Raw genomic sequence first — 22,583 nt, forward strand, 5'->3', positions numbered from 1 at the left:
TCCTGCGGCTCGGGGGGTGACCCCGACGAGGGGATGTGGCCCCTGTTTCTATCGTCGCTCGGATGCCGGACCGGGAAACCTCGCGCGCGCCGCGCCCGCTACTCTGACCCCACGCATGGCGACTGGCGCGCGGGGAAGCGACCCCGGGGAAGCCGTGCGCGGCAGACCACACGAGACGCCGCCCGCCTGGGCGTCACGGGACCTGAGTCCCGCGTGGCGCCGCGCCTCACGCAGTGCCCCGGGACCCGCCGACGCCCGGAGGACACCGCCATGACCGCACCGCAGCACCCCTACCCGCACCCCGCGCTCGCCGCCGCCGACCCTGAGCTCGCCGCCCTCGTCGGCGCCGAGGAACGCCTCCAGGCCGAGACCCTCCGCCTGATCCCCAGCGAGAACTACGTCTCCGCCGCCGTCCTGGAGGCCTCCGGCACCGTCCTCCAGAACAAGTACAGCGAGGGCTACCCCGGCCGCCGCTACTACGAGGGCCAGCAGAACATCGACCGGGTCGAGACCCTCGCCGTGGAGCGCGCCAAGGCCGTCTTCGGCGTCGACCACGCCAACGTCCAGCCCTACTCCGGCTCCCCGGCCAACCTCGCCGTCTACCTCGCCTTCGCCGAGCCCGGCGACACTGTCATGGGCATGGCGCTGCCGATGGGCGGCCACCTCACCCACGGCTGGGGCGTCTCCGCCACCGGCCGGTGGTTCCGCGGCGTCCAGTACGGCGTCCGCCAGGACACCGGTCTCATCGACTTCGACGAGGTCCGCGACCTCGCCCTCAAGGAGCGGCCCAAGGTCATCTTCTGCGGCGGCACCGCGCTGCCCCGCACGATCGACTTCGCCGCCTTCGGCGAGATCGCCCGCGAGGCCGGTGCGGTGCTCGTCGCCGACATCGCCCACATCGCTGGTCTGGTCGCGGGCGGCGCCCACCCGTCCCCCGTCCCGCACGTGGACGTCGTCTCCACGACCACCCACAAGACCCTGCGGGGCCCGCGCGGCGCCATGCTGATGTCCCGCGAGGAGCACGCCAAGGCCCTCGACAAGGCCGTCTTCCCCGGACTCCAGGGCGGCCCGCACAACCAGACCACCGCCGCGATCGCCGTCGCCCTCCGCGAGGCCTCCCTGCCCTCCTTCCGGGACTACGCCCACGCCGTCGTCGCCAACGCCAGGGCCCTCGCCGAGGCGCTCCTCGCCCGGGGCTTCGACCTGGTCTCCGGCGGCACCGACAACCACCTGGTCCTGATGGACCTCACCCCCAAGCAGGTCCCGGGCAAGACCGCCGCGAAGGCCCTCGACCGGGCGGGCATCGTCGTCAACTACAACACCGTCCCCTACGACCCCCGGAAGCCGTTCGACCCCTCGGGCATCCGCATCGGCACCCCCTCCCTCACCTCCCGCGGGCTCGGCACCGCGCACATGGCCCTCGTCGCCGAGTGGATCGACCGCGGTGTCGCGGCCGCCGGCACCGGCGACGAGCAGGCCCTCGCCACGATCCGCGCGGAGGTGGCCGACCTGCTGACCGCCTTCCCGGCCCCCGGCCTCCCCGTCTGACCCGCCCCCGGCCTCCCCGTCTGACCCGCCCCCGGCCTCCCCGTCTGACCCGCCCCCGGACTCCCCGGCCGACCCGCCCGGGGACGTCGGCCGGGGGCCCCGTACGTCGACCGGCCCGCCCCCCGTACGTCAGCCGACCGACTCGGCCGTCCGTCGGGCCTCCTCGCGGTCCGGTATCCCCTCCAGCCGGAAGGTGAACGTGCCCCCGCTCCTCGTCCAGAGGAGCGTGGGGCCCGCCGTGCGGACCTCATGCGTCCAGGCCGTGCCCGTCCCGTCGGTCATCGGGAACGTCAGCAGGTGCGGGGCCGCGAACCAGTAGCCCTGCGCCCCGTCCGGGAGATCCACCCACTCCGGCTGCGTCCGCGTCTGCTTGGCGAAGCCGAGGTCCAGCCCGGCCGGGAACTCGTCCAGCCGGACCGTCCGCTCCCCGTCGCGCCAGCACAGACTGATCACCGCCCGGCCCCGCTCGGCCGACCCCGTCACCGCCACGGCGTCCGGCGGGCCGAGCGCCCCGGGTATCAGCGGCTCGAAGCCCGCGAGCCGGCCGGCGTCCGCGAGCGGCACCGGCTCCGGGCACCCCGGCACCGGGCCCCCGGCCGGCACCCGCCGCCCGTCCGGCTCGTACCGCACGGCGACCCCGCCGAAGCCGAACCACTCCGCCACCGCCGCCCGCACCGGCGGGGTGAGCACCAGCACGATCAGCACCCCGGCCAGACCCGCCAGCAGCGCCCGCCGGCGCGCCCGGACCCACCCCCGCACCGCCCCCCGCACGTCCCGCCGGGGACGGACCGGTACCGGCACCGGCGTCGGCACCTGCTCGGCGAGGAGCCGCGCGAGCACCCGCTCGGCCATCGACTCCCCGTCCACGTCCGGCACCCGCAGCCGCCGCCCCAGCTCCCTCAGCTCGTCCGGCAGACCCTCGTCAGCCACGCCCCCCACCTCCCTCCGATCCCTCAGGTCCCTCGGTCAGGCTCTCCCCGAGCACTAGCCCCAGCTTCTTCAGCGCCCGGCTCAGCCGGGACTTCACCGTCCCCCGCGGCCAGCCCAGCGCCGCGGCGGTCTCCGTCTCGTCCAGTTCCAGCAGATAGCGGTGGATCACCACCTGCCGGTGGTCCTCGCCCAAAGCGTCGAGCGCGTCCAGGAGGCGTCTGCTCCGCTCCCGCTCCACCGCCGCGACCGCCGGATCGGCCGACTCCGGTATCCGCGGCTCGCCCCCGAGCAGGTCCGCCTCCCGACCGGCGACGGCCCGCTGCCGGCCCGCCGACCGCACTGTGTTCCTGGTCTCATTGACGACGATCCGCAGCAGCCACGGCCGGAACGCCGAGCCCTCCTCGAAGCGCCCCAGCGACCGGTACGCCTTGAAGAAGGCCTGCTGCACCACGTCCTCGGCCTCCGCGCCCGCGCCGCACGCCACCGCCGCTCTCAGCGCGACCGCCGTGTGCGCGCGGACCAGCGCCGCGTACGCCTCCGGCTCTCCGGCGCGCACCCGGGCGATGACCGCGGCCTCGTCGTCGACCAGGCCCCCCTCCCGCGTCCTCACACTGTTGATACACCGGCAGTCCGGGATCGGTTCCCACACCTGAGAGAATGATGTGCATGGCCTCTGACGTTCCCCGCGTGCTCTCCGGAATCCAGCCCACGGCAGGCTCGTTCCACCTCGGCAACTACCTCGGCGCCGTCCGCCAGTGGGTCGCCCTCCAGGAGTCCCACGACGCCTTCTACATGGTCGTCGACCTGCACGCGATCACGGTCCCGCAGGACCCCGCCGAGCTGCGCGCCAACACCCGGCTGGCCGCGGCGCAGCTGCTCGCCGCCGGTCTCGACCCCGAGCGCTGCACGCTGTTCGTCCAGAGCCACGTCCCCGAGCACGCCCAGCTCGGCTGGGTCATGAACTGCCTCACCGGCTTCGGCGAGGCCTCCCGCATGACCCAGTTCAAGGACAAGTCCGCCAAGCAGGGCGCCGACCGCGCCACCGTCGGACTCTTCACGTACCCGATCCTCCAGGTCGCCGACATCCTGCTCTACCAGGCCAACCAGGTCCCGGTCGGCGAGGACCAGCGCCAGCACATCGAGCTGACGCGCGACCTCGCGGAGCGCTTCAACGGCCGCTTCGGCGAGACGTTCACGATCCCGGCGCCGTACATCCTGAAGGAGACGGCGAAGATCTACGACCTCCAGGACCCCTCGATCAAGATGAGCAAGTCGGCGTCCACGCCCAAGGGCCTCATCAACCTCCTGGACGACCCGAAGACCACCGCGAAGAAGGTCAAGAGCGCGGTCACCGACACCGACACGGTGATCCGCTTCGACCCGGAGAACAAGGCCGGCGTCTCCAACCTGCTCACGATCATGTCCACGCTCACCTCCACGTCCGTCGAGGATCTGGTGAAGAGCTACGAGGGCAAGATGTACGGCGCGCTGAAGACGGATCTCGCCGAGGTCATGGTGGACTTCGTCACTCCGTTCCGGACCCGCACCCAGGAATACCTGGACGACCCGGAGACGCTGGACTCGGTCCTGGCCAAGGGAGCGGAGAAGGCCCGGGCGGTCGCCGCGGAGACGCTCGCGCAGACGTACGAGCGCATGGGCTTCCTTCCGGCCAAGCACTGAGACCAAGGACCCTGGCCCAAAGGGCGGTGGAGGCCGCACACTGGCGGCTGGACCACCCGACACAAGTCGACCGACGACGGAGGAGAACGACGTGGGGACCGTAACGCTCGGCGTTTCGATCGCGGTCCCGGAGCCCTACGGCAGCCTGCTCCAGGAGCGGCGCGCCGGCTTCGGGGACCCGGCTGCCCATGGCATCCCCACGCACGTGACGCTCCTCCCGCCGACCGCGGTCGAGGAGGAGCGGCTGCCGGAGATCGAGGCGCACCTGGCCGGTGTCGCCGCGGGCTGCCGGCCGTTCCCGGTGCGCCTCCGGGGCACCGGGACCTTCCGGCCGGTCTCGCCGGTCGTCTTCGTGAAGGTCCAGGAGGGCGTGTCCCCCTGCAGCCGGCTCCAGCACGAGATCCGGTCCGAGGCGGGCCCGCTCGCGCGCGAGCTCATGTTCCCGTACCACCCGCACGTCACCGTGGCGCACGGCATCTCCGAGGAGGGGATGGACCGCGCGTTCGAGGAGCTGGCGGGGTACGAGGCGGCCTGGAACTGCCGCTCCTTCGCCCTGTACGAGCAGGGCCCGGACGGCGTGTGGCGGAAGCTGTACGACTACGAGTTCGGCAGCGGCCGCCCCATCTCGGCCGTCCCGGCGCAGGGCGGCAGCCCGGTCGACACCCCCACGGTCACCCCCGCCGGCTGATGCGCCCGCGGGGCCTCACACCGGCAGCCGCCGGAACAGCGGCCTCGGCAGGTGCCGTACCGCCGCCATCACCATCCGCAGCGTCCCCGGCACCCACACCGTCTCCGAGCGCCTCCGCAGCCCCAGCTCGATCGCGCACGCGACCGCCTCGGGCGTGGTCGCCGGCGGGGTCTCCGCCCGCCCGGCCGTCGCCTTCGAGCGGACGAACCCGGGCCGTACGACCATCACGTGCACGCCGGTGCCGTGCAGGGCGTCCCCGAGGCCCTGGGCGAAGACGTCGAGGCCCGCCTTCGACGAGCCGTAGATGAAGTCCGTCCGGCGGGCCCGCTCGCCCGCCACCGAGGACAGCACCACCAGCGAACCGTGCCCCTGCTCCTGGAGCGCGCCCGCGCACACCAGTCCGGCCGAGACCGCGCCCGTGTAGTTGGTCTGCGCGACGCGGACGGCGGCGAGCGGGTCGGACTCGTCGTGCGCCTGGTCGCCGAGGACACCGAAGGCGAGCAGCACCATGTCGATGTCGCCCTCGGTGAAGATCTTGCCGAGCCGCTCCTCGTGGGACTCGGTGTCGAGCGCGTCGAAGGGCACGGTCCGCACCTCGGCGCCGAGCGCGCGCAGCGATTCCGCCGCGGCGGCGAGCGCGGGGGAGGGGCGCCCGGCCAGCCAGACGGTACGGGTACGGCGGGCGATCAGCCGCCGGGCGGTGGCGAGCCCGATCGCGGAGGTGCCGCCGAGGACGAGCAGGGACTGCGGGGCACCGAAGGCGTCCTTCACGGGGGCTCCTAGAGGTCGAGGCGGCGGGAGAGGTCCGAGGTGAGCGTGGAACCGGGGTCGAGCGCGGCCCTCAGCGCCCGGAACTCGCCGAGCCGCGGGTACATCGCGGTCAGCGCCTCCGGGCGGACGCGGGAGTCCCTGGCGAGGTAGACGCGGCCGCCCGCGCCCGCGACCTCCTCGTCGAGGGAGTCGAGGAAGGGGCCGAGACCGGGCAGGCCGGTGGGCAGTTCGAGGGCGAGCGACCAGCCGGGCAGCGGGAAGGACAGCGGGCCGGGACCGGCCGCGCCGAAGCGCTGGAGGACCGAGCCGAAGACGGGGCAGCGGCGGTCCGCGATCCGCCGGACCACCCGGCGCAGGGCCTCCTCCTGCCCGTACGGGACGACGAACTGGTACGGGACGGATCCCGCGCGCCCGTGGAGCCGGTTCCGGTGCGGGACGCCGTCGAGCGGGTGGAGGAAGGCGGCGAGCGGCTGGAGGGCGGTGGCACGCGCGCGCGGTGCCCGGCGGTACGCGAGCTCGGCGAGGAGGCCGGTGACGCTGCGGCCGAGGAGCCCGCCGGGCAGGGGCGGCGCCGCGGGCAGCCGGACGGGGCGGTGGGCGAGCGGCGCCCGGCGGGCCCGGTGGCGGCGGGGCAGCGCGTCGTACGGGGTGTGGTCGCCGCGGACGAGGACGGCGCGGCCGGTGGCGGCGCCCCGGGCGAGCAGGTCGATCCGGGCGGCGGCGTAGCGGTGCCGGGGGTCGGTGGAGGAGAGCCGGTCCATCGTCTCGTCGAGGTCCGCGGTCCGCTCGGTGTCCACGGTCATGAGCGAGGTCTCGACGGACGGCAGCCGCAGGGTGGCGGAGAGGATCACCCCGGTCAGGCCCATGCCGCCGGTGGTGGCGTCGAAGAGCGGGGTGCCGGGCAGCACGGTCCTGATCCCGCCGTCCGCGGTGAGGAGTTCGAGCGAGACCACGTGCCGGCCGAAGGAGCCGGCGTTGGGGTGGTCCGTGCCGTGGACGTCGGCGCCGATCGCGCCGCCGACGGTCACGTACCGGGTGCCGGGGGTGACCGGAACGAACCGGCCGAGCGGGAGGAGCGCCTCCGTCAGCCGGTGCAGGCTGACGCCCGCCTCGCAGACGGCGAGCCCGGCGGCGGTGTCGACGGCGAGGATCCGGTCGAGTCCGGTCATGTCGAGGACGGTGCCTCCGGCGTTCTGCGCGGCGTCGCCGTGGGCGCGCCCCAGGCCGCGGGCGATCGCGCCGCGGCCGCCGGCCGCGCGGACGGCCTCGACGACGTCGGTGCGGCCGCGGGGCCGCCGCACGCGCGCGAGGGTCGGTGCGGTGCGTCCCCAGCCGGTGATCGCCTCGCAGTCGTCGTCCAGGAGATGGGTCTCGACAGCCATGGAGGTGACCGTATCGCCGCCTCTGTCGCTTATGCCGGTAATGCGGTGCGGTTCGTCGGAACGGGTGAGGAAAGGAGGGCCTGGAGAGGACCCCCGCGGCCGTCGGCCGACGGCGGGGCACGTCGCCGGTGGCCGCGAGGCGCGGAAGGCCGGTGACGACGGGGTGCGGAACGCCGCTCGCACGCGCGGGATGTCGCTCGCGCTCCCGCGGCCCCCGGCGGGGGATTCTCGTACTGCGCTCCCTGCGCACGTGGACCGATCGAGGGGCAGACGTACGACATGGACTGGCTGACCAAGCTCCCCGTCATCGGCCCCTGGGTCGCCCGACTCATGAGGACCCACGCCTGGCGTTCGTACGAGACCCTCGACGAGGCCCACTGGACCCGGCTCGCCGCCGCGATCACCTTCCTGTCGTTCCTCGCCCTCTTCCCGCTGATCACGGTCGCGGCGGCGGTCGGGGCCGCGCTCCTCAGCAAGGACCAGCTCGACACGATCGAGGAGAAGATCGGCGACCAGGTGCCCGGCATCTCCGACCAGCTCGACATCGGCGGGCTGGTCGCCAACGCCGGCACGGTCGGGCTCGTCGCCGGCGCGGTCCTGCTGGTCACCGGCATCAGCTGGATCGGCTCCATGCGCGAGTGCCTGCGCGCGGTGTGGGGGCTCGACGACATCGAGGGCAACCCGGTCCTGCTCAAGGGCAAGGACGCGCTCATCCTCGTCGGCCTCGGCGGCGTGGCGCTGGCCTCGCTCGCCGCGTCCTGGCTCGGCTCCACCGCCGTCGGCTGGAGCGCCGACCGGGTCGGGATCTCCAGCGACGGGGCGGGCGGCTACCTCCTGCAGACGGCCGCCGTCCTGGTCGCCGTCGTCGCCGACTTCCTGATCCTGCTGTACGTCCTGACGCTGCTGCCCAACGTGCATCCGCCGCGTCGCCGGCTCGTCGTGGCTGCGCTGATGGGCGCGGTCGGCTTCGAGCTGCTGAAGCTGCTGCTCGGCGGCTACATGCGGGGCGTCGCGGCGAAGTCGATGTACGGGGCGTTCGGCGTACCGGTCGCCCTGCTCATCTGGATCAACTTCACCGCGAAGCTGCTGCTGTACTGCGCCGCCTGGACGGCCACGGGCTCCCGTGGGGAGACGGCGGCCGACGAGGCGTCCGGGGACGGGCCCGCTACGGGTTCACGTCCGGGTCCCGGCGGGACCGACGACGTCCCGCCGCCCCGGCCAGCGGCCAGCGGCGGTTGACCAGGAAGACCGCGCCGGCGAGCAGCACCAGCACCCCGCCGGCCACGCCGAGCGCGATCCCGACGCCGCCGGACCGTTCCTCGGAGGAGGCGTGCACGGTGCCGTCGGGGGCGTTCTTGCCGGGGGCGGGGACCGAGCCGTCGTCCGGGGCGGCCGACTCGGTACGGGCGGACCGCGGCGGCACCAGCTCGCCGACCGGGGTCACCTTCCCGGCGGCGGCGAAGCCCCAGTCGAGCAGCCGGGCCGTCTCGCGGTAGACCGCGTGCTGCTCCTTCGACGAGGGGTTCATCACGGTGACGAGCAGGACCTTGCCGTTGCGCTCCGCGACGCCCGTGAAAGTGGCGCCCGCGTGCGTGGTGTTGCCGTTCTTGACGCCCGCGATGCCCTGGTACGGAGCGACGCCGAGGTCGCCGGTGAGCAGCCGGTTGGTGTTCTGGATCTCGAAGCTCTCGCGCTTCTTGCCCGGCTTCTGCTCGCCGGGGAAGGCGGCGCGGGGCGTGGCCGCGTACTCGCGGAAGGCCGGCTTCTGCATGCCGCTGCGGGCGATGAGTGTCAGGTCGTACGCGGAGGAGACCTGGCCCGGGGCGTCGTAGCCGTCGGGGGAGACCACGTGCGTGTCGAGCGCCTGGAGCTCGGCCGCGTGGTCGTTCATCTCCTTCACGGTCTGCCGCAGGCCGCTGTTCATGCTGGTCAGGACGTGGACGGCGTCGTTGCCCGAGCGGAGGAAGACACCGAGCCACAGGTCGTGGACGGTGTAGGTCTGCTTCTCCTTGATGCCGACCAGGCTGGAGCCGGCCCCTATCCCGGCCAGGTCGGCGGTGGTGACGAGGTGCTTGAGCCGGGCGTCGGGGAACTTGGGCAGCAGGGTGTCCGCGAAGAGCATCTTGAGCGTGGAGGCCGGGGCGAGGGGCCAGTGCGCGTTGTGCGCGGCGAGGATCTCGCCGCTCTCGGCGTCCGCGACGATCCAGGAGCGCCCGGACAGCTCCTTGGGCAGCACGGGCGCGCCGGGCCCCAGCTGGACCTGGGTGCCAGGGTTGCCGAGCAGCGGGCCGCCGAGCGAGGACATCGCGTTCGGGGGCTTGGGCTGCTTGTCCTTCTCGTCCGTCGTGTCCGCGTGGGCGGGCACGGCGGCGACGAGCGGCAGGAGAAGAGCAGCGGTGACCGCCCAAGCGGTCTTTTTCGAAGCAGACACGGTCGTGAACGTACAGGTACGGAACAAGGATCCGAACCCCGGCTGGCCGTTCGGGCGGGCTCGTCCACCCGTCCGCAGGGCCGGAGGGACCGGCGGTGAGCCCGGGCGCACGCGGTTCAGCCCTCGCGTCTGCCGGTTCCTGCTCGCGTGCGGGGTGCGGGGCTGGTTCATCTGGATCACTCTCTGTACGTGGCCGACCGTGGGCGGAGAAGTCCGAGCGCCGCCGGAACGGCGGGCGACACCGGGCGAGACACCGGCCACCGGAAGGTGGGGGGCAGGCGCTTCACACGTTCGAAGACGTCGATCGGCCCGCCGGGGATCCACACCCGCCCGCCCGGTGTTCGGAGCCGGCACGCGAAAGGGCGGCCGGTATGCCCTTGACCTCAAGTCCGGTTGAGTTCCTACCGTCGATCTCGTCGAACCGACTCAGACAACGACGGGGATCGCAGCCATGGAGTACTCACACAGTGACGCCCAACTGATCAAGCAGCCCATCGGCTACTGGAGTTGGGCGGCCTACACGGCCGTCATCGCCCGCACCCGGGCTGCCCTGGCCGGGATCGGCACCACCCAACCGCAGTGGTGGGCCCTCGCACAGGTGGCGAACGCCGACACCGTCAAGACCCGTGAGGAGGTGTCCCGCCTCCTGAGGAACTACCTCGACACCGGCCCGGAGGCCATGGAGGCGGAGATCGACACGATCATCGCTCAGGGCTGGATCACGGAGGACCCCGAAGGGCGCCTGGGCATGACGGACGAGGGCAGGGCCTTCTACGACAAGGCCGCGGCCCTTCAGGACGAGCTCTGGGCACAACGGCACGCGGGTATCTCCGACGACGAGTACCTGACCACCCTCAAGGTGTTGCAGCGGTTCATCCACAACACGGGCGGGCGAGCCTGGCACCACTGATGTCACGCCGGCGATCCGATGAACGGCCCCGTCCGCGTGCCGCCCCGCGGCGCACGGACGGGGCCGCCTGCCTGGCTGCCTACAGGTCCGTCTTCGCTCGTACGCCCCTCAGGCCGATCACGCCCACGGCCGTCCCTAGGATGAACGACGTGACAGCGAGGGCGAGGTGCACCCAGAAGTACGCCGTAGGGTCACCGGCGTCGTCGAAGGCGAGGCCGCTCCCGTCCTTCCAGAGGTTCTTCGCGAAGGTCACCCAGATCACCCAGGACCAGACGCCGAAGGCGAGCAGGAACCAGGAGACGCGGCGGCTGAGCTTCATGGGATGTCCTTCGGGATGGAGGGGCCGTGCCCTGCCAGTATCGAACGGGCGCGTGGCGATCTTCCGGCAGGGTCTCCGGGCGTTCGCCCCGGGGACGGTGACCGGAGTGCTCGGGTCGCGTGGGGTGCGCGCCGCGCGCCGCGAAGTCGGTGAGAACCGCGCGAGCGGTAGAAGAGGGGTTCCGGGGCGTGGTCGTCGTCTTCCTGCTGGTCCTGATCGTGGTGCTCGCCGTGCTCGCGGCGGTGCACTGGTACGTGTGGCGGCGCCTGGTGCGCGACGTCACCACGCCCGGGAGCCTGCCGCGCCGCCTGGGTACGGCGGCCGTCGTGGCCCTGCCGCTGCTGTCGGTCGCGGCCCTGACCTCGGCCCGCGCCGGAGCACCCTTCGTGCTCCAGCAGGTGGTCGCCTGGCCCGGCTTCCTCTGGCTCGCTCTGCTCCTGTACGTGACCCTCGCCCTGCTCGTCGGTGAGGCCGTCAGGCCCCTGCTGCGCCGCCTGCTCGAACGCCGCGCCCAGGCCGCCGCGCCCGCCGGGGCCCCCGCCGCGGCCCCGGCCCCCGTCCCCGTACCGGTCCCGGACCGCGCGCCCGCCGCCCCCGAGGAGCCGGCCGACGCGGCCCCGCAGCCCGCACCCGAGGCCCCCGCCGAGGTCTCCCGGCGGCTCTTCGTCTCCCGGGTCGTCGGCGGCACCGCGGCCGCAGCCGCCGTCGGGACCGTCGGCCTCGGCACCTACGGAGTGCTGCGCGGCCCCCGGGTCAAGCGGGTCACCGTCCCGCTCGCCAGGATCCCGCGCGCGGCCCACGGCTACCGGATCGCCGTCGTCTCCGACATCCACCTCGGGCCGATCCTGGGCCGGGCCCACACCCAGCGCATCGTGGACACGATCAACTCCACCCAGCCCGACCTGATCGCGATCGTCGGCGACCTCGTCGACGGCACCGTCGAGAACCTGGGCCCCGCCGCCGAGCCCCTCGCGCGCCTCCGCGCCCGGCACGGCTCCTTCTTCGTGACCGGGAACCACGAGTACTTCTCGGGCGCCGACGCCTGGGTCGACCACGTCCGCGAGCTGGGACTGCGCCCGCTGCGCAACGAGCGCGTGGAGATCGCCGCCGGCTTCGACCTCGCCGGCGTCGACGACATCGCGGGGGAGAGCGAGGGACAGGGCCCCGACTTCGGGCGGGCGCTCGGCGACCGCGACCGGGCCCGTGCCGCGGTGCTCCTGGCGCACCAGCCGATCGTCGTCCACGACGCCGTGCGCCACGGAGTGGACCTCCAGCTCTCCGGCCACACCCACGGCGGGCAGCTCTGGCCGGGCAACCACCTGGCGGAACTGGCCAATCCGACCGTGGCCGGACTGGAGCGCTACGGCGACACCCAGCTCTTCGTCTCGCGCGGCGCGGGCGCCTGGGGCCCGCCCGTCCGGGTCGGGGCGCCCTCGGACATCACCCTCGTCGAACTCGCCTCGAAACAGGCGTAATCGGGGCGGTGTCACTCCCCGCACCGAGCCCGATACGTGCTGCTCATCGACTTAAATTCGCATTTCCCGGACATATACCTGTGGTGTGAAAGTTTTCTCTTCCGCTTGTGAAACACGTGTGATGGGATGACCGCATCGCGACGTTTCCGGGGGCCGTCGCCGTTGGGGTGGACGAATAAAGGAAGCACGGCAATGCGGTCGACGGTCCGTCTGCGGATCCTCATCACTTGTGGAGTACTGGTGGCCGCCGGAGTGGGGGGCTGGCAACTCCTGCCCTCCGACGGCGGCCGGACCGATCCGATCAGCGTCGGCACGACCGACGAGGTCACTTCACTGGACCCGGCCGGCGCGTACGACGCCGGTTCCTGGGCCATGTACAGCAACGTCTTCCAGTCGTTGCTGACGTTCAAGCCGGGGTTCACGACCCCCGTCCCGGACGCGGCGGAGAGCTGCAAGTTCGAGGGCTCGAAGCTCACCACGTACCGGTGCACGCTCCGCGACGACCTCTCGTTCTCCAACGGGCGCAAGATCACCGCCGAGGACGTCGAGTACTCCTTCGAGCGGATGCTGCGCATCAAGACCGACGTCGGTCCGCAGCCCCTCTTCCCGACCCTGAAGAGCGTCACGGCCGAGGGCCGCGAGGTCACCTTCCACCTGAGCGGCCGGGACGCCACGTTCCCGCTCAAGCTGGCCACGGGCGCGGGCTCCATCGTCGACAAGGACCACTACCCGGCGAACGGGCTGCGCGGGGACCTGGCGGTCGACGGCTCGGGACCGTACGTCCTCAAGGAGTACAAGGAGGGCGAGTCCGCGCTCCTGGAGCCCAACCCCAAGTACCGGGGTGCCATCACCAGGACCGGCGGTCCGGTGCGCGTGAAGTACTACGCGCAGTCCGCGGACCTTGCCGCCGCCTGGAAGGCGAAGGAGGTCGAGGTGACCCACCGGCAGCTGCCGCCGGAGTTCATCTCCGGCCTGCAGCCCGAGGACGGGACCCGGGTCACCGAGGCGGAGAGCGCCGAGATCCGCAACCTCAACTTCAACGTGCGGCCCGGCTCGCCCATGGCCGACAAGGCCGTGCGGCAGGCCGTCGCCGCGGTCCTCGACCGCCCGGCGATCACCACGGGCGCCTACAAGGGCACGGTCGAGCCGCTGTACTCGCTCATCCCGCAGGGCTTCGTCGGGCACAGCACCGCCTTCTACGACGTCGACCCGGCGCCGAACGCCAAGCGGGCCAGGAAGCTCCTGAAGGACGCCGGCGTCGAGACCCCGGTGAAGTTCACCTTCGGCTACCGCGCGGACGCCACCTACAAGGCCGAGACGGCCGAGATCAAGCGGCAGCTGGAGGAGACCGGCCTCTTCGAGGTCGAGACCGTCGAGGTCAAGTGGACGGAGTTCCAGAAGCAGTACGCGAAGGGCGCCTTCGACGCGTACACGGTCGGCTGGCTGCCCGACTTCCCGGACTCGGACAGCTTCACCGCGCCGCTCGTCGGCACCGAGAACACCCTGCACAACGGGTTCTCCAGCAAGCGCATCGACGAGCTGATCTCCTCGACGCAGCAGTTCAGCGACCGTTCCCGGGCGACCTCCGACTTCAAGCAGATCCAGAGCGAGGTCGCGTCCGACGTGCCGCTCGTCCCGCTGTGGCAGAAGAAGGACTACGTCCTCGCCACGGAGGCGGTCGCCGGCTCCCAGTACCTGACGGACGGTACGGGCATCTGGCGCCTGTGGGAGCTCGGCTGGGTCTAGGGGGACTCCGTCTCCGCGCCGGGCTTCGCGCCCGGCTCCGGCTGCTTCGGGGCCGTCCTCTTCTTGGGCTTGCCCGAGGCCGCCATGCCGGCCGCCGTGGGCATGAAGTCGGAGAGCAGCTCGTGCGTCTCCTTCACCAGCGGGCGGAGGATCCGGAAGCGGGAGAGCGAGATCGCGCGGGCGGTGACCGGTGCGAGCCGCTCGACCAGGCGGCGGCTGTTCTCCGCGCCCTCCGAGCGGTCGTACACCCAGAACAGGACCAGTCCCATCTGCTGGAGCCACAGCAGCCGCGGGAGGGCCTCCCTCAGTTCGGGGTCGACCTTGACGGAGGCGCCGGAGATGACCCGCCGGTGGACCTCGATCGCCGCCTCGCGCGGGCCCTCCGACTCGGGCGAGAAGGGGCTCAGGGGGCTGTCCGGGTCGGCGGCGTTCTTGAAGAACTGCGAGGCGAACTCGTGGTACGGCCCCGCGATGTCGAGCCAGCCGAGGTAGACCCCGCGGATCCGGGCCGTGAGGTCCTTCTCACCGCCGGTCAGGATGGGCTCGACGGCCGCCTGGTGCTCCTCGGCGATCCGGTCGTAGAAGCCCTGGACCAGGTGTTCCTTGGACGAGAAGTAGTAGTAGGCGTTCCCGACGGAGACCCCGGCCTCCTGGGCGATGGCCCGCATCGTCGTCTTGTCGTAACCGCGCTCCTTGAACAGCCGGAGCGCGGTTTCGAGGATGAGCGTGCGGGTCTGCTCGCTCTTCGGGGCCTTCTTCTCTTCCTTCACGTCCGTCACGGGTCCGAGCCTAGCCGGGCGGGCCGGGCGCCTCGCAGCGCCCGTCCTCGCAGGACCCGGTCCGGCCGTCCGGCCCCTTGAGGGCCTCCCGCCACTTCGCCGCGGCGAGGACCGTGATCCGGGCGAAGGGCTGCCCGGCCGGGGTGGCCAGCCAGTGGGCCTTGGCCCGGTGTTCGGCGAGCGCCCAGAGGCAGACGATCCAGGCGGAGGTCTCCCGGTAGACCTGGCCCCGGTCGCCGACCACGGTGATCTCCCGCAGGGTCGCGGTGTGGTCGAGCTCCGGGAACCGGCGGCGGGCCTCCTGCGAACCGGCCGGCACCAGGTCGAGCGGGACGAGCTGACGCTGGCGGATCAGCCAGTGCCTGAGGTGCACACAGAGCGGGCAGTCGGCGTCGTACAACACGGTCAGGCGCCCCACGGGGGTCGGCACGGTGCTCCCCTCTCAGCGCTGGGGTGCCGGCGGGGCCCACGGGCCGGCCTTGGGAGCGGCGGTCCAGCCCTGCGGTCCTACCGGCGGCACCTGCTCGCGCTCCATGACCCCGCGGCGCCGGATCCTGTTCAGCACGTAGACGTTCGAGAGGTGCAGGACGCCGAGGACCAGCAGCACCACGCCCAGCTTCACGGAGAGCGCCTCGAAGAGGGCGCGGGTGTCGTCGATGGCGTCGTCCTGGCTCAGGTAGAGGGCGACGAAGCCGAAGTTGACGAGGTAGAAGCCGACCACCAGGAGGTGGTTGACGGCGTCGGCGAGCTTCTCGTTCCCGTGCAGGACGTCTGCCAGGAAGATCCTTCCGTTGCGGCTGAGCGTGCGGGCGACCCAGATGGTCAGGGCGACGCTGATCAGCAGGTAGACGATGTACGCGACGACAGTGAGGTCCATGCCCCACCCTCCCTTGAACGCGTTCAAAAGCTGTCGGTCATGACTGTAGACCTCTCTTTGAACGCGTTCAAGTCGGCTGCGGGGGCGGCTGCGCGGAGGAGGGCGCGGGCGGCGGAAACTCCCTGGCCGGGTGCCCGACCGCCGTCTAGGGTCGGCCGGATGACGCTCTCTCATGACGTGGCCGGCCAGGGCCCCTCGACCGTTCTCCTGCTGCACTCCGGGGTCTGCGACCGCCGGATGTGGGACGGGCAGGTCCCCGTCCTCGCCGAGGCCGGGCACCGGGTCGTCCGCTGCGACCTCCGGGGCTTCGGGGACACCCCCGTCGACGCCGCCCACGTCCACGCCGACGACGTGCGCGACCTCCTCGACCGGCTCGGGGTCGAGCGCGCGGCCGTCGTCGGCTCCTCCTTCGGCGGCACGGTCGCCCTGGAGCTCGCCGTCCGCCACCCCGGCCGTGTCTCGGCCCTCGCCCTCCTCGCCTCCGGCATCCCCGGCTTCGAGCCCGGCGAGGAGCTGCGCGCCTGGGGCGACCGCGAGGACGAACTGCTCGACGCGGGGGACCTCGACGGCGCCGTCGAGCTCAACGTCGACACCTGGCTCGGCCCCGAGGCCGGACCCGAGGTCCGCGGGCTCGTCCGGGAGATGCAGCGGCGGGCCTTCGAGGTCCAGCTCGCCGCCCCCGAGGAGTTCGAGCCCGTCACCCCCGAGGTCACCGCCGGCGACCTCGCCGGGATCAAGGTCCCTGCCCTCGTCGTCGCGGGCGCCCACGACGTCCCCGACTTCCGGGCGGTCGCCGACGACCTCACCGGCCTGCTGCCCGGCGCCCGCCGCGTCGACCTCGCCTGGGCCGGGCACCTTCCCGCCCTGGAGCGCCCGGACGAGACGGCCCGCCTCCTCGCCGACTTCCTTGCGGAGGTCGAGGCCCCGTAGGGCACCGCCCGTCCCTCCCGTGCGCGAGGCCTCGTGGAGCCCCCGCCCCCTTGCCGGCATCCGGCCGCCGGGGGGGGGGGGCAGAGGCTCGGCGGCGCCGCGCCGCCCGCCGCCCCGCCGTGCGTACGACCCCGTGGGCCCCTGCCCTCAGCCGTCCCTGCCGAAGCGCCGTACGCCGGGGACGAGCGCCGTCCCGAGGCAGCAGCCGCCGACCGCCAGCGCGGCGGCGATCAGGGGGAGTTCGGGGCCCCAGGCGGCGGCCGCGAGCGGCGCCAGCGCGTACCCGAGGGGCATCGCGGCGAGGGAGAGCAGCCAGTCGTACGAGGTGACCCGGGCCAGCGCGTGGGCGGGCACCGCCCGTTGGACGGCGGTCGACCAGACCGGGGAGAGGAACCCGAGGCCGGCCTGGGCGAGGCCGTAGGCCGCGATCGTCAGCGGCGCGGGTGCGGCGAGTGCCAGCAGGACCAGGGGGAGCGCGTACGTGGCGAGCCCGAGGTTGGCCGCGAGGACGGGCCGGCGCGGGGTGACGCGGTCGGCGAGCAACGCCCCGAGGAGGAAGCCGACGGCGCCGACCTGGAGCAGGACGACCCAGACGGCGCCGCCGCCGAGCCGCTGCACGGCGATCGCCGGCCCGAGGGTCATGAGGACGGCCGCGGCGCCGTTCCACGCGCTGTGGCCGATCAGGCTGGTCCAGTACCAGTCCCGGGAGCGGACCTCCTGCCAGCCCTCCGCCAGGTCGGCGCGGAGCGAGCGGCGCGGGATCGGCACCCGCTCCACCCGGACCGCGGTCAGGAGGAGCGCGCTGAGGGCGAAGGTGACCGCGTCGAGGACGAACGCCCAGCCGGGGCCCACGGTCAGGACGAGGGTGCCGGCGAGGGCCGGGCCGCCGAGCCGGGAGGCGCTGCGGGCGACGCCCATCGCGGCGTTGGCCCGGTGCAGCGACTCGGCCGCCACCGTCCCCTTCACCAGCGGCGCGTCGGTCGGCATGGCGAAGGCCCCGGCCGCGCCGCCGAGCGCCTCGGCCGTCGCGAGGACGGCCAGGCTGGGAGTGCCGCCCAGGAGTTGGATCCCGACGATCAGCTGGGTGCCGCAGCGCACGAGGTCCGTGGTGAGCGCGACCGTGCGGGCGTCGAACCGGTCGCCGATCACGCCGCCGAGCGGCAGCAGGAGCAGCTTGGGCACCATCGCGCAGCCGAGGACCAGGGCGAGCGCCGCGGTGGAGCCGGTGGCCTCCAGTACGGCGAGCGCGAGGGCGGCCGGGATGGCGGCGTCGCCCAGGAGGGAGAGGGTGCGGCCGGTGAAGAGCAGCCGGAAGGAGCGGGTGCGCAGGGGGTGCGGGGCGGGCGGGGGAGCCGTGGCGGTCGCAGCGGTCATGGCGCGAAGAGTATTTCGGTATCGAATAATTCGTCAACGAAATACTTCTGGGTCCGTCCCGGTGGACCGCCGCGGCCCGACGTACGATCAGGCCATGGCGCACCCCGAGGAACCGCGTACTCCGAGCGAGGCGAGTGCCGCGCGCGACTGGACCGACGAGCACGTCGCCCGGTGGCAGCCCGTCCTGCCCGGCCTCGACCCCGTCGTCGAGGGCGCCGTCACCCGGATGAAGAAGCTCTCGGTGCACTTCCGCCGGGTCCGGGAGCAGTCGCTCGTCGACTTCGACCTGGAGCGCCACGAGTTCGACACCCTCCACAAGATCGCCGGCCGGGGCGGCAGCGCCGCGCCCTCCGAGCTCGCCGAGGACCTCGACCTGGCGCCCGCCTCCGTCTCCGGACGCCTCGAAGCCCTGGAGAAGCGCGGGTTCATCCGCCGCACGCAGTCCACCACCGACCGGCGCCGGGTCGTCGTCGAGCTCACCCCCGCGGGCCGCGAGACCTGGCTGGGCGCGATGGACGTCCTCGGGCACGAGGAGTACCGCCTGCTCGGGGTCCTCTCCCCGGAGGAGCGCGCCCTCCTCAACGGCATGCTGCGGCGCGTCATGGTCGAGGCGGAGTCGAGCCACCCGACCCGCCACTGGTAGCGCCGCACACGGCGAAGGGGCGCCCTCGGGCGCCCCTTCCTCGGTGTCGGCCGGTCACATGCTGAGCGACCGGGCGTAGTTCAGCTGGCCCATCACCCAGTGGATGGTGTCCGGACCGCGCGCCGGGATCATCGTCGCGTGGTGCTTGCCGCCGCTGGTCACCGTGACCTGGATGAAGCCGGTCGTCGTCTTCTCCTTCATCAGGAGGAACAGCAGGCCGAGCAGGCAGAAGATGAAGAAGACGACCGCGAGCACGATCGCGACCGTGGGCATCTTCTCCTCGGTCCGCGACATGTCCATCGCGTTCCACACCGAGCCCTTGAGCGGCATCGCACCGGCCGGCGTGATGATCTGGTCGCCGACCACCGTGATGTCACCGAGGCTCAGCAGCGGCGCGCCGCCGCCCTGCGGCACCCCGGGCACCTGCTGCGGCGGCACCGGCACGCCGGCCGGCAGGGTCGGCTGGTACGACGGAGGGTGCGGGTACCCGTAGGCGGGCTGTCCCGGCTGCTGCTGCCCGGGGCCCCACTCGTACTCCTCCGACCGGTAAGGATTCGGCTCGCTCATCAGTCCCCGTCCTCCACAGAGAAAAAGCCCGCTCCTGCACGCCGCAGCGTACAGAAGCGGACCGGAACACCGGACCGGGAGCCGGGAACCCGGCTCCCGTCACGCGGGTGTCTCAGAAGCGGCGCGTGATCAGCGCGCGCTTCACTTCCTGGATCGCCTTGGTGACCTCGATGCCACGCGGGCAGGCGTCCGTGCAGTTGAACGTCGTGCGGCAGCGCCACACGCCGTCCTTGTCGTTCAGGATCTCCAGGCGCTGCTCGCCGGCCTCGTCGCGCGAGTCGAAGATGAAGCGGTGCGCGTTGACGATGGCGGCCGGACCGAAGTACTGGCCGTCGTTCCAGAAGACCGGGCAGGACGACGTGCACGCGGCGCACAGGATGCACTTGGTGGTGTCGTCGAAGCGCTCGCGGTCCTCGGCGGACTGCAGGCGCTCGCGGGTCGGCTCGTTGCCCTTGGTGACCAGGAACGGCATGACGTCCCGGTACGCCTGGAAGAACGGCTCCATGTCGACCACGAGGTCCTTGAGGACCGTGAGGCCCTTGATGGCCTCGACCGTGATCGGCTTCTCGGGGTTGATGTCCTTGATCAGCGTCTTGCAGGCGAGCCTGTTCTTGCCGTTGATCCGCATCGCGTCCGAGCCGCAGATGCCGTGCGCGCACGAGCGGCGGAAGGTCAGCGTGCCGTCGACGTCCCACTTGATCTTGTGGAGGGCGTCGAGCACACGCTCCTTCGGGTCGATCTCGATCTGGAAGTCCTCCCAGACCGACGCGTCCGACACCTCGGGGTTGAAGCGGCGGATCCGCATCGTGACCGTGATGTACGGGGAGGCGGCGGACTCCGCCTCGACCTTGTCCAGTACGGGGGTAGCCATCAGTACTTACGCTCCATCGGCTGGTAGCGGGTCGTCACGACCGGCTTGTAGTCGAGACGGACGGTCTCGGTGCCGTCCTCGCCGACCTCGCGGTACGCCATGGTGTGACGCATGAAGTTGACGTCGTCGCGGTTGGGGTAGTCCTCGCGGTAGTGACCGCCGCGGGACTCCTTGCGCGCCAGGGCCGAGACGGCCATGACCTCGGCCAGTTCGAGCAGGTTGCCCAGCTCGATGGCCTCCAGGAGGTCCGTGTTGAAGCGCTTGCCCTTGTCCTGGATGGACACGTTCTCGTAGCGCTCGCGCAGCTCGGCGATCTTCTCGACGGCCGTCTTGATGGTCTGCTCGGTGCGGAACACCATCACGTTGGCGTCCATCGTCTCCTGGAGCTCGCGGCGCAGGTCGGCGACCCGCTCGCTGCCCGTGGAGTTGCGCAGTTTCTCGATCTGCGCGACGACGAGGGACTCCGGGTTCTCCGGCAGCTCGACGTAGTCGTGCTTCGCGGAGTACTCGGCGGCGGCGATGCCGGAGCGCTTGCCGAAGACGTTGATGTCGAGCAGCGAGTTGGTGCCGAGGCGGTTGGCGCCGTGCACCGACACGCAGGCGACCTCGCCGGCCGCGTACAGGCCCGGGACGACGGTGGTGTTGTCCGCCAGGACCTCACCCTCGACGTTGGTCGGGATGCCGCCCATGGCGTAGTGCGCGGTGGGCTGGATCGGGATCGGGTCCGTGTACGGCTCGATGCCGAGGTACGTACGGGCGAACTCGGTGATGTCCGGGAGCTTGGCGTCGAGCTGCTCCGGCGGGAGGTGCGTCAGGTCCAGGTAGACGTGGTCGCCCTCGGGACCGCAGCCGCGGCCCTCGCGGATCTCCGTGTAGATGGAGCGGGAGACGACGTCACGGGACGCGAGGTCCTTCATGACCGGCGCGTACTTCTCCATGAAGCGCTCGCCGTCCTTGTTGCGGAGGATGCCGCCCTCACCGCGGGCGCCCTCCGTCAGCAGGATGCCCATGCGCCAGATGCCCGTCGGGTGGAACTGGAAGAACTCCATGTCCTCCAGGGGCAGACCGCGGCGGTAGCAGGCGGCCTGGCCGTCACCGGTCAGGGTGTGCGCGTTCGAGGTCACCTTGAAGAACTTGCCGGTGCCGCCGGACGCGTAGATCACGGCCTTGGCCTGGAAGATGTGGATCTCGCCGGTGGCCAGCTCGTACGCGACGACGCCGGCGGACTTCTTGACGCCGTCGACCTCGGTGATCAGCTGGTCCAGGACGTAGAACTCGTTGAAGAACTCCACGCCCTCCTTGACGCAGTTCTGGTACAGCGTCTGGAGGATCATGTGGCCGGTGCGGTCCGCGGCGTAGCAGGACCGGCGGACCGGGGCCTCGCCGTGGTTGCGGGAGTGGCCGCCGAAGCGGCGCTGGTCGATGGTGCCGTTCGGGGTCCGGTTGAACGGCAGGCCCATCTTCTCCAGGTCGAGGACGGCGTCGATGGCCTCCTTCGCCAGGATCTCGGCGGCGTCCTGGTCGACCAGGTAGTCACCGCCCTTGACCGTGTCGAAGGTGTGCCACTCCCAGTTGTCCTCCTCCACGTTCGCCAGCGCGGCGGCCATGCCGCCCTGCGCGGCGCCCGTGTGGGAGCGGGTGGGGTAGAGCTTCGTCAGGACGGCCGTGCGGCTGCGCTTCGTCGACTCGATGGCGGCGCGCATGCCCGCGCCACCGGCGCCGACGATGACGGTGTCGTACTTGTGGATCTTCATGACGTGGATTACCTCTGCCCCGTGCCTAGCGGATGTTCGGGTCGAAGGTGAAGATCACCAGCGTGCCCAGAAGGATGGTGAACACCGTGGCGGTGTACAGCAGGCCCTTGAGCCACAGGCGCGTGTTGGCCCGCTCCGCGTAGTCGTTGATGACGGTACGGAGGCCGTTGGCGCCGTGCAGCATGGCGAGCCAGAGCATCAGCAGGTCCCAGACCTGCCAGAACGGGGACGCCCAGCGGCCGGCCACGAAGGCGAAGCCGATCTTGGAGACGCCGCCGTCCAGGAAGAGCTGGATCAGGAGGTGGCCGAGGACCAGGACGACGAGGACCACGCCCGAGAGGCGCATGAAGAGCCACGCGGCCATCTCGAAGTTGCCGCGGGTCGCGCGCGGGGTCTTGCCGGTGCGCTTGCGGGGGGCCTCGATGTACGGCGCGGGGTTGTCCACGTCGTAGTGGGCGCCGCCTTCGACGGGGCCGATCGCGGCGGAGGTCGTGTCAGCAGACATGAGTGGCGTCAGCTCCCGAACAGTTCACGTGCGGCGTGGCCGAGGACGGGGTACAGGGAGCCCGCCATCAGGACGACCCAGACGCCCACGACGGTCCAGAGCATCTGCTTCTGGTAGCGCGGGCCCTTGGACCAGAAGTCCACGGCGATGACCCGGAGGCCGTTCAGCGCGTGGAAGAGGATGGCGGCGACCAGGCCGTACTCCAGCAGAGCCACGATCGGCGTCTTGTAGGTCGCGACGACCTCGTCGTACGCCTCGGGGGAGACGCGGACGAGAGCGGTGTCCAGCACGTGTACGAACAGGAAGAAGAAGATGAGGACGCCGGTGACTCGATGAGCCACCCAGCTCCACATTCCTTCCCGGCCGCGGTACAGCGTTCCAGCCGGCACGGAAAAACCCTCCG

The 22,583-nt window shown here is 72.1% G+C and carries 24 protein-coding genes; 9 read left to right on the forward strand and 15 right to left on the reverse strand.

Going from position 1 to position 22,583, the window contains the following annotated elements; translation table 11 throughout:
* Positions 1-270 precede the first annotated feature (270 nt).
* Positions 271-1,548: a serine hydroxymethyltransferase gene (glyA, locus tag ACF09E_RS27135; protein ID WP_392207779.1), complete on the forward strand. Its 1,278-nt coding sequence runs from the start codon at positions 271-273 to the stop codon at positions 1,546-1,548.
* 129 nt (positions 1,549-1,677) lie between these two features.
* Here glyA and ACF09E_RS27140 read toward each other — a convergent pair whose 3' ends face one another.
* Both ACF09E_RS27140 and ACF09E_RS27145 read right to left on the reverse strand, forming a co-directional pair.
* Positions 1,678-2,478, reverse strand: coding sequence for a hypothetical protein (locus ACF09E_RS27140; RefSeq protein ID WP_392207781.1), 801 nt, complete (start codon positions 2,476-2,478; stop codon positions 1,678-1,680).
* Positions 2,471-3,088: an RNA polymerase sigma factor gene (locus ACF09E_RS27145; protein ID WP_392207783.1), complete on the reverse strand. Its 618-nt coding sequence runs from the start codon at positions 3,086-3,088 to the stop codon at positions 2,471-2,473. The genes ACF09E_RS27140 and ACF09E_RS27145 overlap by 8 nt, the downstream gene beginning before the upstream one ends.
* A gap of 56 nt (positions 3,089-3,144) precedes the next feature.
* Between ACF09E_RS27145 and trpS the strand changes: the two genes are divergently transcribed.
* Complete coding sequence (trpS, locus tag ACF09E_RS27150) at positions 3,145-4,158, forward strand: tryptophan--tRNA ligase (protein ID WP_392207785.1); 1,014 nt, start codon at positions 3,145-3,147, stop codon at positions 4,156-4,158.
* A 91-nt stretch (positions 4,159-4,249) separates the two neighbouring features.
* On the forward strand, positions 4,250-4,846 hold the full coding sequence (locus ACF09E_RS27155) for a 2'-5' RNA ligase family protein (RefSeq protein WP_392207787.1): 597 nt from the start codon (positions 4,250-4,252) through the stop codon (positions 4,844-4,846).
* Positions 4,847-4,861: 15 nt separating this feature from the next.
* Here the strand turns inward: ACF09E_RS27155 and ACF09E_RS27160 are convergent, their stop codons facing one another.
* Together ACF09E_RS27160 and ACF09E_RS27165 are read right to left on the reverse strand one after the other, a co-directional pair.
* Positions 4,862-5,617: a decaprenylphospho-beta-D-erythro-pentofuranosid-2-ulose 2-reductase gene (locus tag ACF09E_RS27160; protein ID WP_392207789.1), complete on the reverse strand. Its 756-nt coding sequence runs from the start codon at positions 5,615-5,617 to the stop codon at positions 4,862-4,864.
* Positions 5,618-5,625: 8 nt separating this feature from the next.
* The gene (locus tag ACF09E_RS27165; protein WP_392207791.1) at positions 5,626-6,999 is read right to left on the reverse strand and encodes an FAD-dependent oxidoreductase; all 1,374 of its coding nucleotides are present in this window, start codon (positions 6,997-6,999) and stop codon (positions 5,626-5,628) included.
* A 279-nt stretch (positions 7,000-7,278) separates the two neighbouring features.
* Between ACF09E_RS27165 and ACF09E_RS27170 the strand changes: the two genes are divergently transcribed.
* Positions 7,279-8,238, forward strand: a complete 960-nt coding sequence (locus tag ACF09E_RS27170) for a YihY/virulence factor BrkB family protein (protein ID WP_392207793.1) — start codon at positions 7,279-7,281, stop codon at positions 8,236-8,238.
* On the opposite strand, the gene ACF09E_RS27175 is transcribed toward ACF09E_RS27170, so the two are convergent.
* Entirely contained in the window at positions 8,165-9,430 is a 1,266-nt protein-coding gene (locus ACF09E_RS27175) for a D-alanyl-D-alanine carboxypeptidase family protein (RefSeq protein WP_392207795.1), read from the reverse strand. The genes ACF09E_RS27170 and ACF09E_RS27175 overlap by 74 nt on opposite strands.
* Positions 9,431-9,881: 451 nt before the next feature.
* Between ACF09E_RS27175 and ACF09E_RS27180 the strand changes: the two genes are divergently transcribed.
* On the forward strand, positions 9,882-10,340 hold the full coding sequence (locus ACF09E_RS27180; RefSeq protein WP_392207797.1) for a MarR family winged helix-turn-helix transcriptional regulator: 459 nt from the start codon (positions 9,882-9,884) through the stop codon (positions 10,338-10,340).
* A gap of 79 nt (positions 10,341-10,419) precedes the next feature.
* Here the strand turns inward: ACF09E_RS27180 and ACF09E_RS27185 are convergent, their stop codons facing one another.
* Positions 10,420-10,659, reverse strand: coding sequence for an SCO4848 family membrane protein (locus ACF09E_RS27185; RefSeq protein WP_392207799.1), 240 nt, complete (start codon positions 10,657-10,659; stop codon positions 10,420-10,422).
* 188 nt (positions 10,660-10,847) lie between these two features.
* Between ACF09E_RS27185 and ACF09E_RS27190 the strand changes: the two genes are divergently transcribed.
* Together ACF09E_RS27190 and ACF09E_RS27195 are read left to right on the forward strand one after the other, a co-directional pair.
* Positions 10,848-12,134 (forward strand): metallophosphoesterase, encoded by a 1,287-nt coding sequence (locus ACF09E_RS27190; protein ID WP_392207801.1) that lies wholly within the window; start codon positions 10,848-10,850, stop codon positions 12,132-12,134.
* 192 nt (positions 12,135-12,326) lie between these two features.
* Positions 12,327-13,880, forward strand: coding sequence for an ABC transporter substrate-binding protein (locus ACF09E_RS27195; protein WP_392207803.1), 1,554 nt, complete (start codon positions 12,327-12,329; stop codon positions 13,878-13,880).
* Here the strand turns inward: ACF09E_RS27195 and ACF09E_RS27200 are convergent.
* Genes ACF09E_RS27200 through ACF09E_RS27210 form a run of 3 tightly spaced genes read right to left on the reverse strand, consistent with a single transcriptional unit; the run spans position 13,877 to position 15,536 of the window.
* The gene (locus ACF09E_RS27200) at positions 13,877-14,659 is read right to left on the reverse strand and encodes a TetR family transcriptional regulator (protein WP_392207805.1); all 783 of its coding nucleotides are present in this window, start codon (positions 14,657-14,659) and stop codon (positions 13,877-13,879) included. The genes ACF09E_RS27195 and ACF09E_RS27200 overlap by 4 nt on opposite strands.
* Positions 14,660-14,669: 10 nt before the next feature.
* Positions 14,670-15,089 (reverse strand): DCC1-like thiol-disulfide oxidoreductase family protein, encoded by a 420-nt coding sequence (locus tag ACF09E_RS27205; RefSeq protein WP_361851809.1) that lies wholly within the window; start codon positions 15,087-15,089, stop codon positions 14,670-14,672.
* Positions 15,090-15,101: 12 nt separating this feature from the next.
* On the reverse strand, positions 15,102-15,536 hold the full coding sequence (locus tag ACF09E_RS27210; RefSeq protein ID WP_392207807.1) for a hypothetical protein: 435 nt from the start codon (positions 15,534-15,536) through the stop codon (positions 15,102-15,104).
* 159 nt (positions 15,537-15,695) lie between these two features.
* Here ACF09E_RS27210 and ACF09E_RS27215 point away from each other — a divergent pair, with 159 nt between their 5' ends.
* Positions 15,696-16,466, forward strand: a complete 771-nt coding sequence (locus tag ACF09E_RS27215) for an alpha/beta fold hydrolase (protein WP_392207809.1) — start codon at positions 15,696-15,698, stop codon at positions 16,464-16,466.
* Between the two features lie 147 nt (positions 16,467-16,613).
* On the opposite strand, the gene ACF09E_RS27220 is transcribed toward ACF09E_RS27215, so the two are convergent.
* Positions 16,614-17,840: an MFS transporter gene (locus ACF09E_RS27220; protein ID WP_392207811.1), complete on the reverse strand. Its 1,227-nt coding sequence runs from the start codon at positions 17,838-17,840 to the stop codon at positions 16,614-16,616.
* A gap of 94 nt (positions 17,841-17,934) precedes the next feature.
* Here ACF09E_RS27220 and ACF09E_RS27225 point away from each other — a divergent pair, with 94 nt between their 5' ends.
* The gene (locus tag ACF09E_RS27225) at positions 17,935-18,483 is read left to right on the forward strand and encodes a MarR family transcriptional regulator (protein ID WP_361851821.1); all 549 of its coding nucleotides are present in this window, start codon (positions 17,935-17,937) and stop codon (positions 18,481-18,483) included.
* Positions 18,484-18,537: 54 nt separating this feature from the next.
* Here the strand turns inward: ACF09E_RS27225 and ACF09E_RS27230 are convergent, their stop codons facing one another.
* The 5 genes from ACF09E_RS27230 to sdhC all read right to left on the reverse strand — a co-directional run bounded on the left by ACF09E_RS27230 (position 18,538) and on the right by sdhC (position 22,569).
* Positions 18,538-19,050, reverse strand: coding sequence for a hypothetical protein (locus ACF09E_RS27230; protein ID WP_392207813.1), 513 nt, complete (start codon positions 19,048-19,050; stop codon positions 18,538-18,540).
* Positions 19,051-19,162: 112 nt separating this feature from the next.
* Positions 19,163-19,921: a succinate dehydrogenase iron-sulfur subunit gene (locus tag ACF09E_RS27235; protein WP_030318427.1), complete on the reverse strand. Its 759-nt coding sequence runs from the start codon at positions 19,919-19,921 to the stop codon at positions 19,163-19,165.
* Positions 19,921-21,675 (reverse strand): succinate dehydrogenase flavoprotein subunit, encoded by a 1,755-nt coding sequence (sdhA, locus tag ACF09E_RS27240; RefSeq protein ID WP_392207815.1) that lies wholly within the window; start codon positions 21,673-21,675, stop codon positions 19,921-19,923. The genes ACF09E_RS27235 and sdhA overlap by 1 nt, the downstream gene beginning before the upstream one ends.
* 25 nt (positions 21,676-21,700) lie before the next feature.
* Entirely contained in the window at positions 21,701-22,180 is a 480-nt protein-coding gene (locus tag ACF09E_RS27245) for a succinate dehydrogenase hydrophobic membrane anchor subunit (protein WP_189800273.1), read from the reverse strand.
* Positions 22,181-22,188: 8 nt separating this feature from the next.
* Positions 22,189-22,569 (reverse strand): succinate dehydrogenase, cytochrome b556 subunit, encoded by a 381-nt coding sequence (gene sdhC, locus ACF09E_RS27250; protein WP_148005862.1) that lies wholly within the window; start codon positions 22,567-22,569, stop codon positions 22,189-22,191.
* Positions 22,570-22,583 lie beyond the last annotated feature (14 nt).

The sequence above is a fragment of the Streptomyces sp. NPDC014891 genome (assembly GCF_043081085.1).
GTDB lineage: Bacteria > Actinomycetota > Actinomycetes > Streptomycetales > Streptomycetaceae > Streptomyces.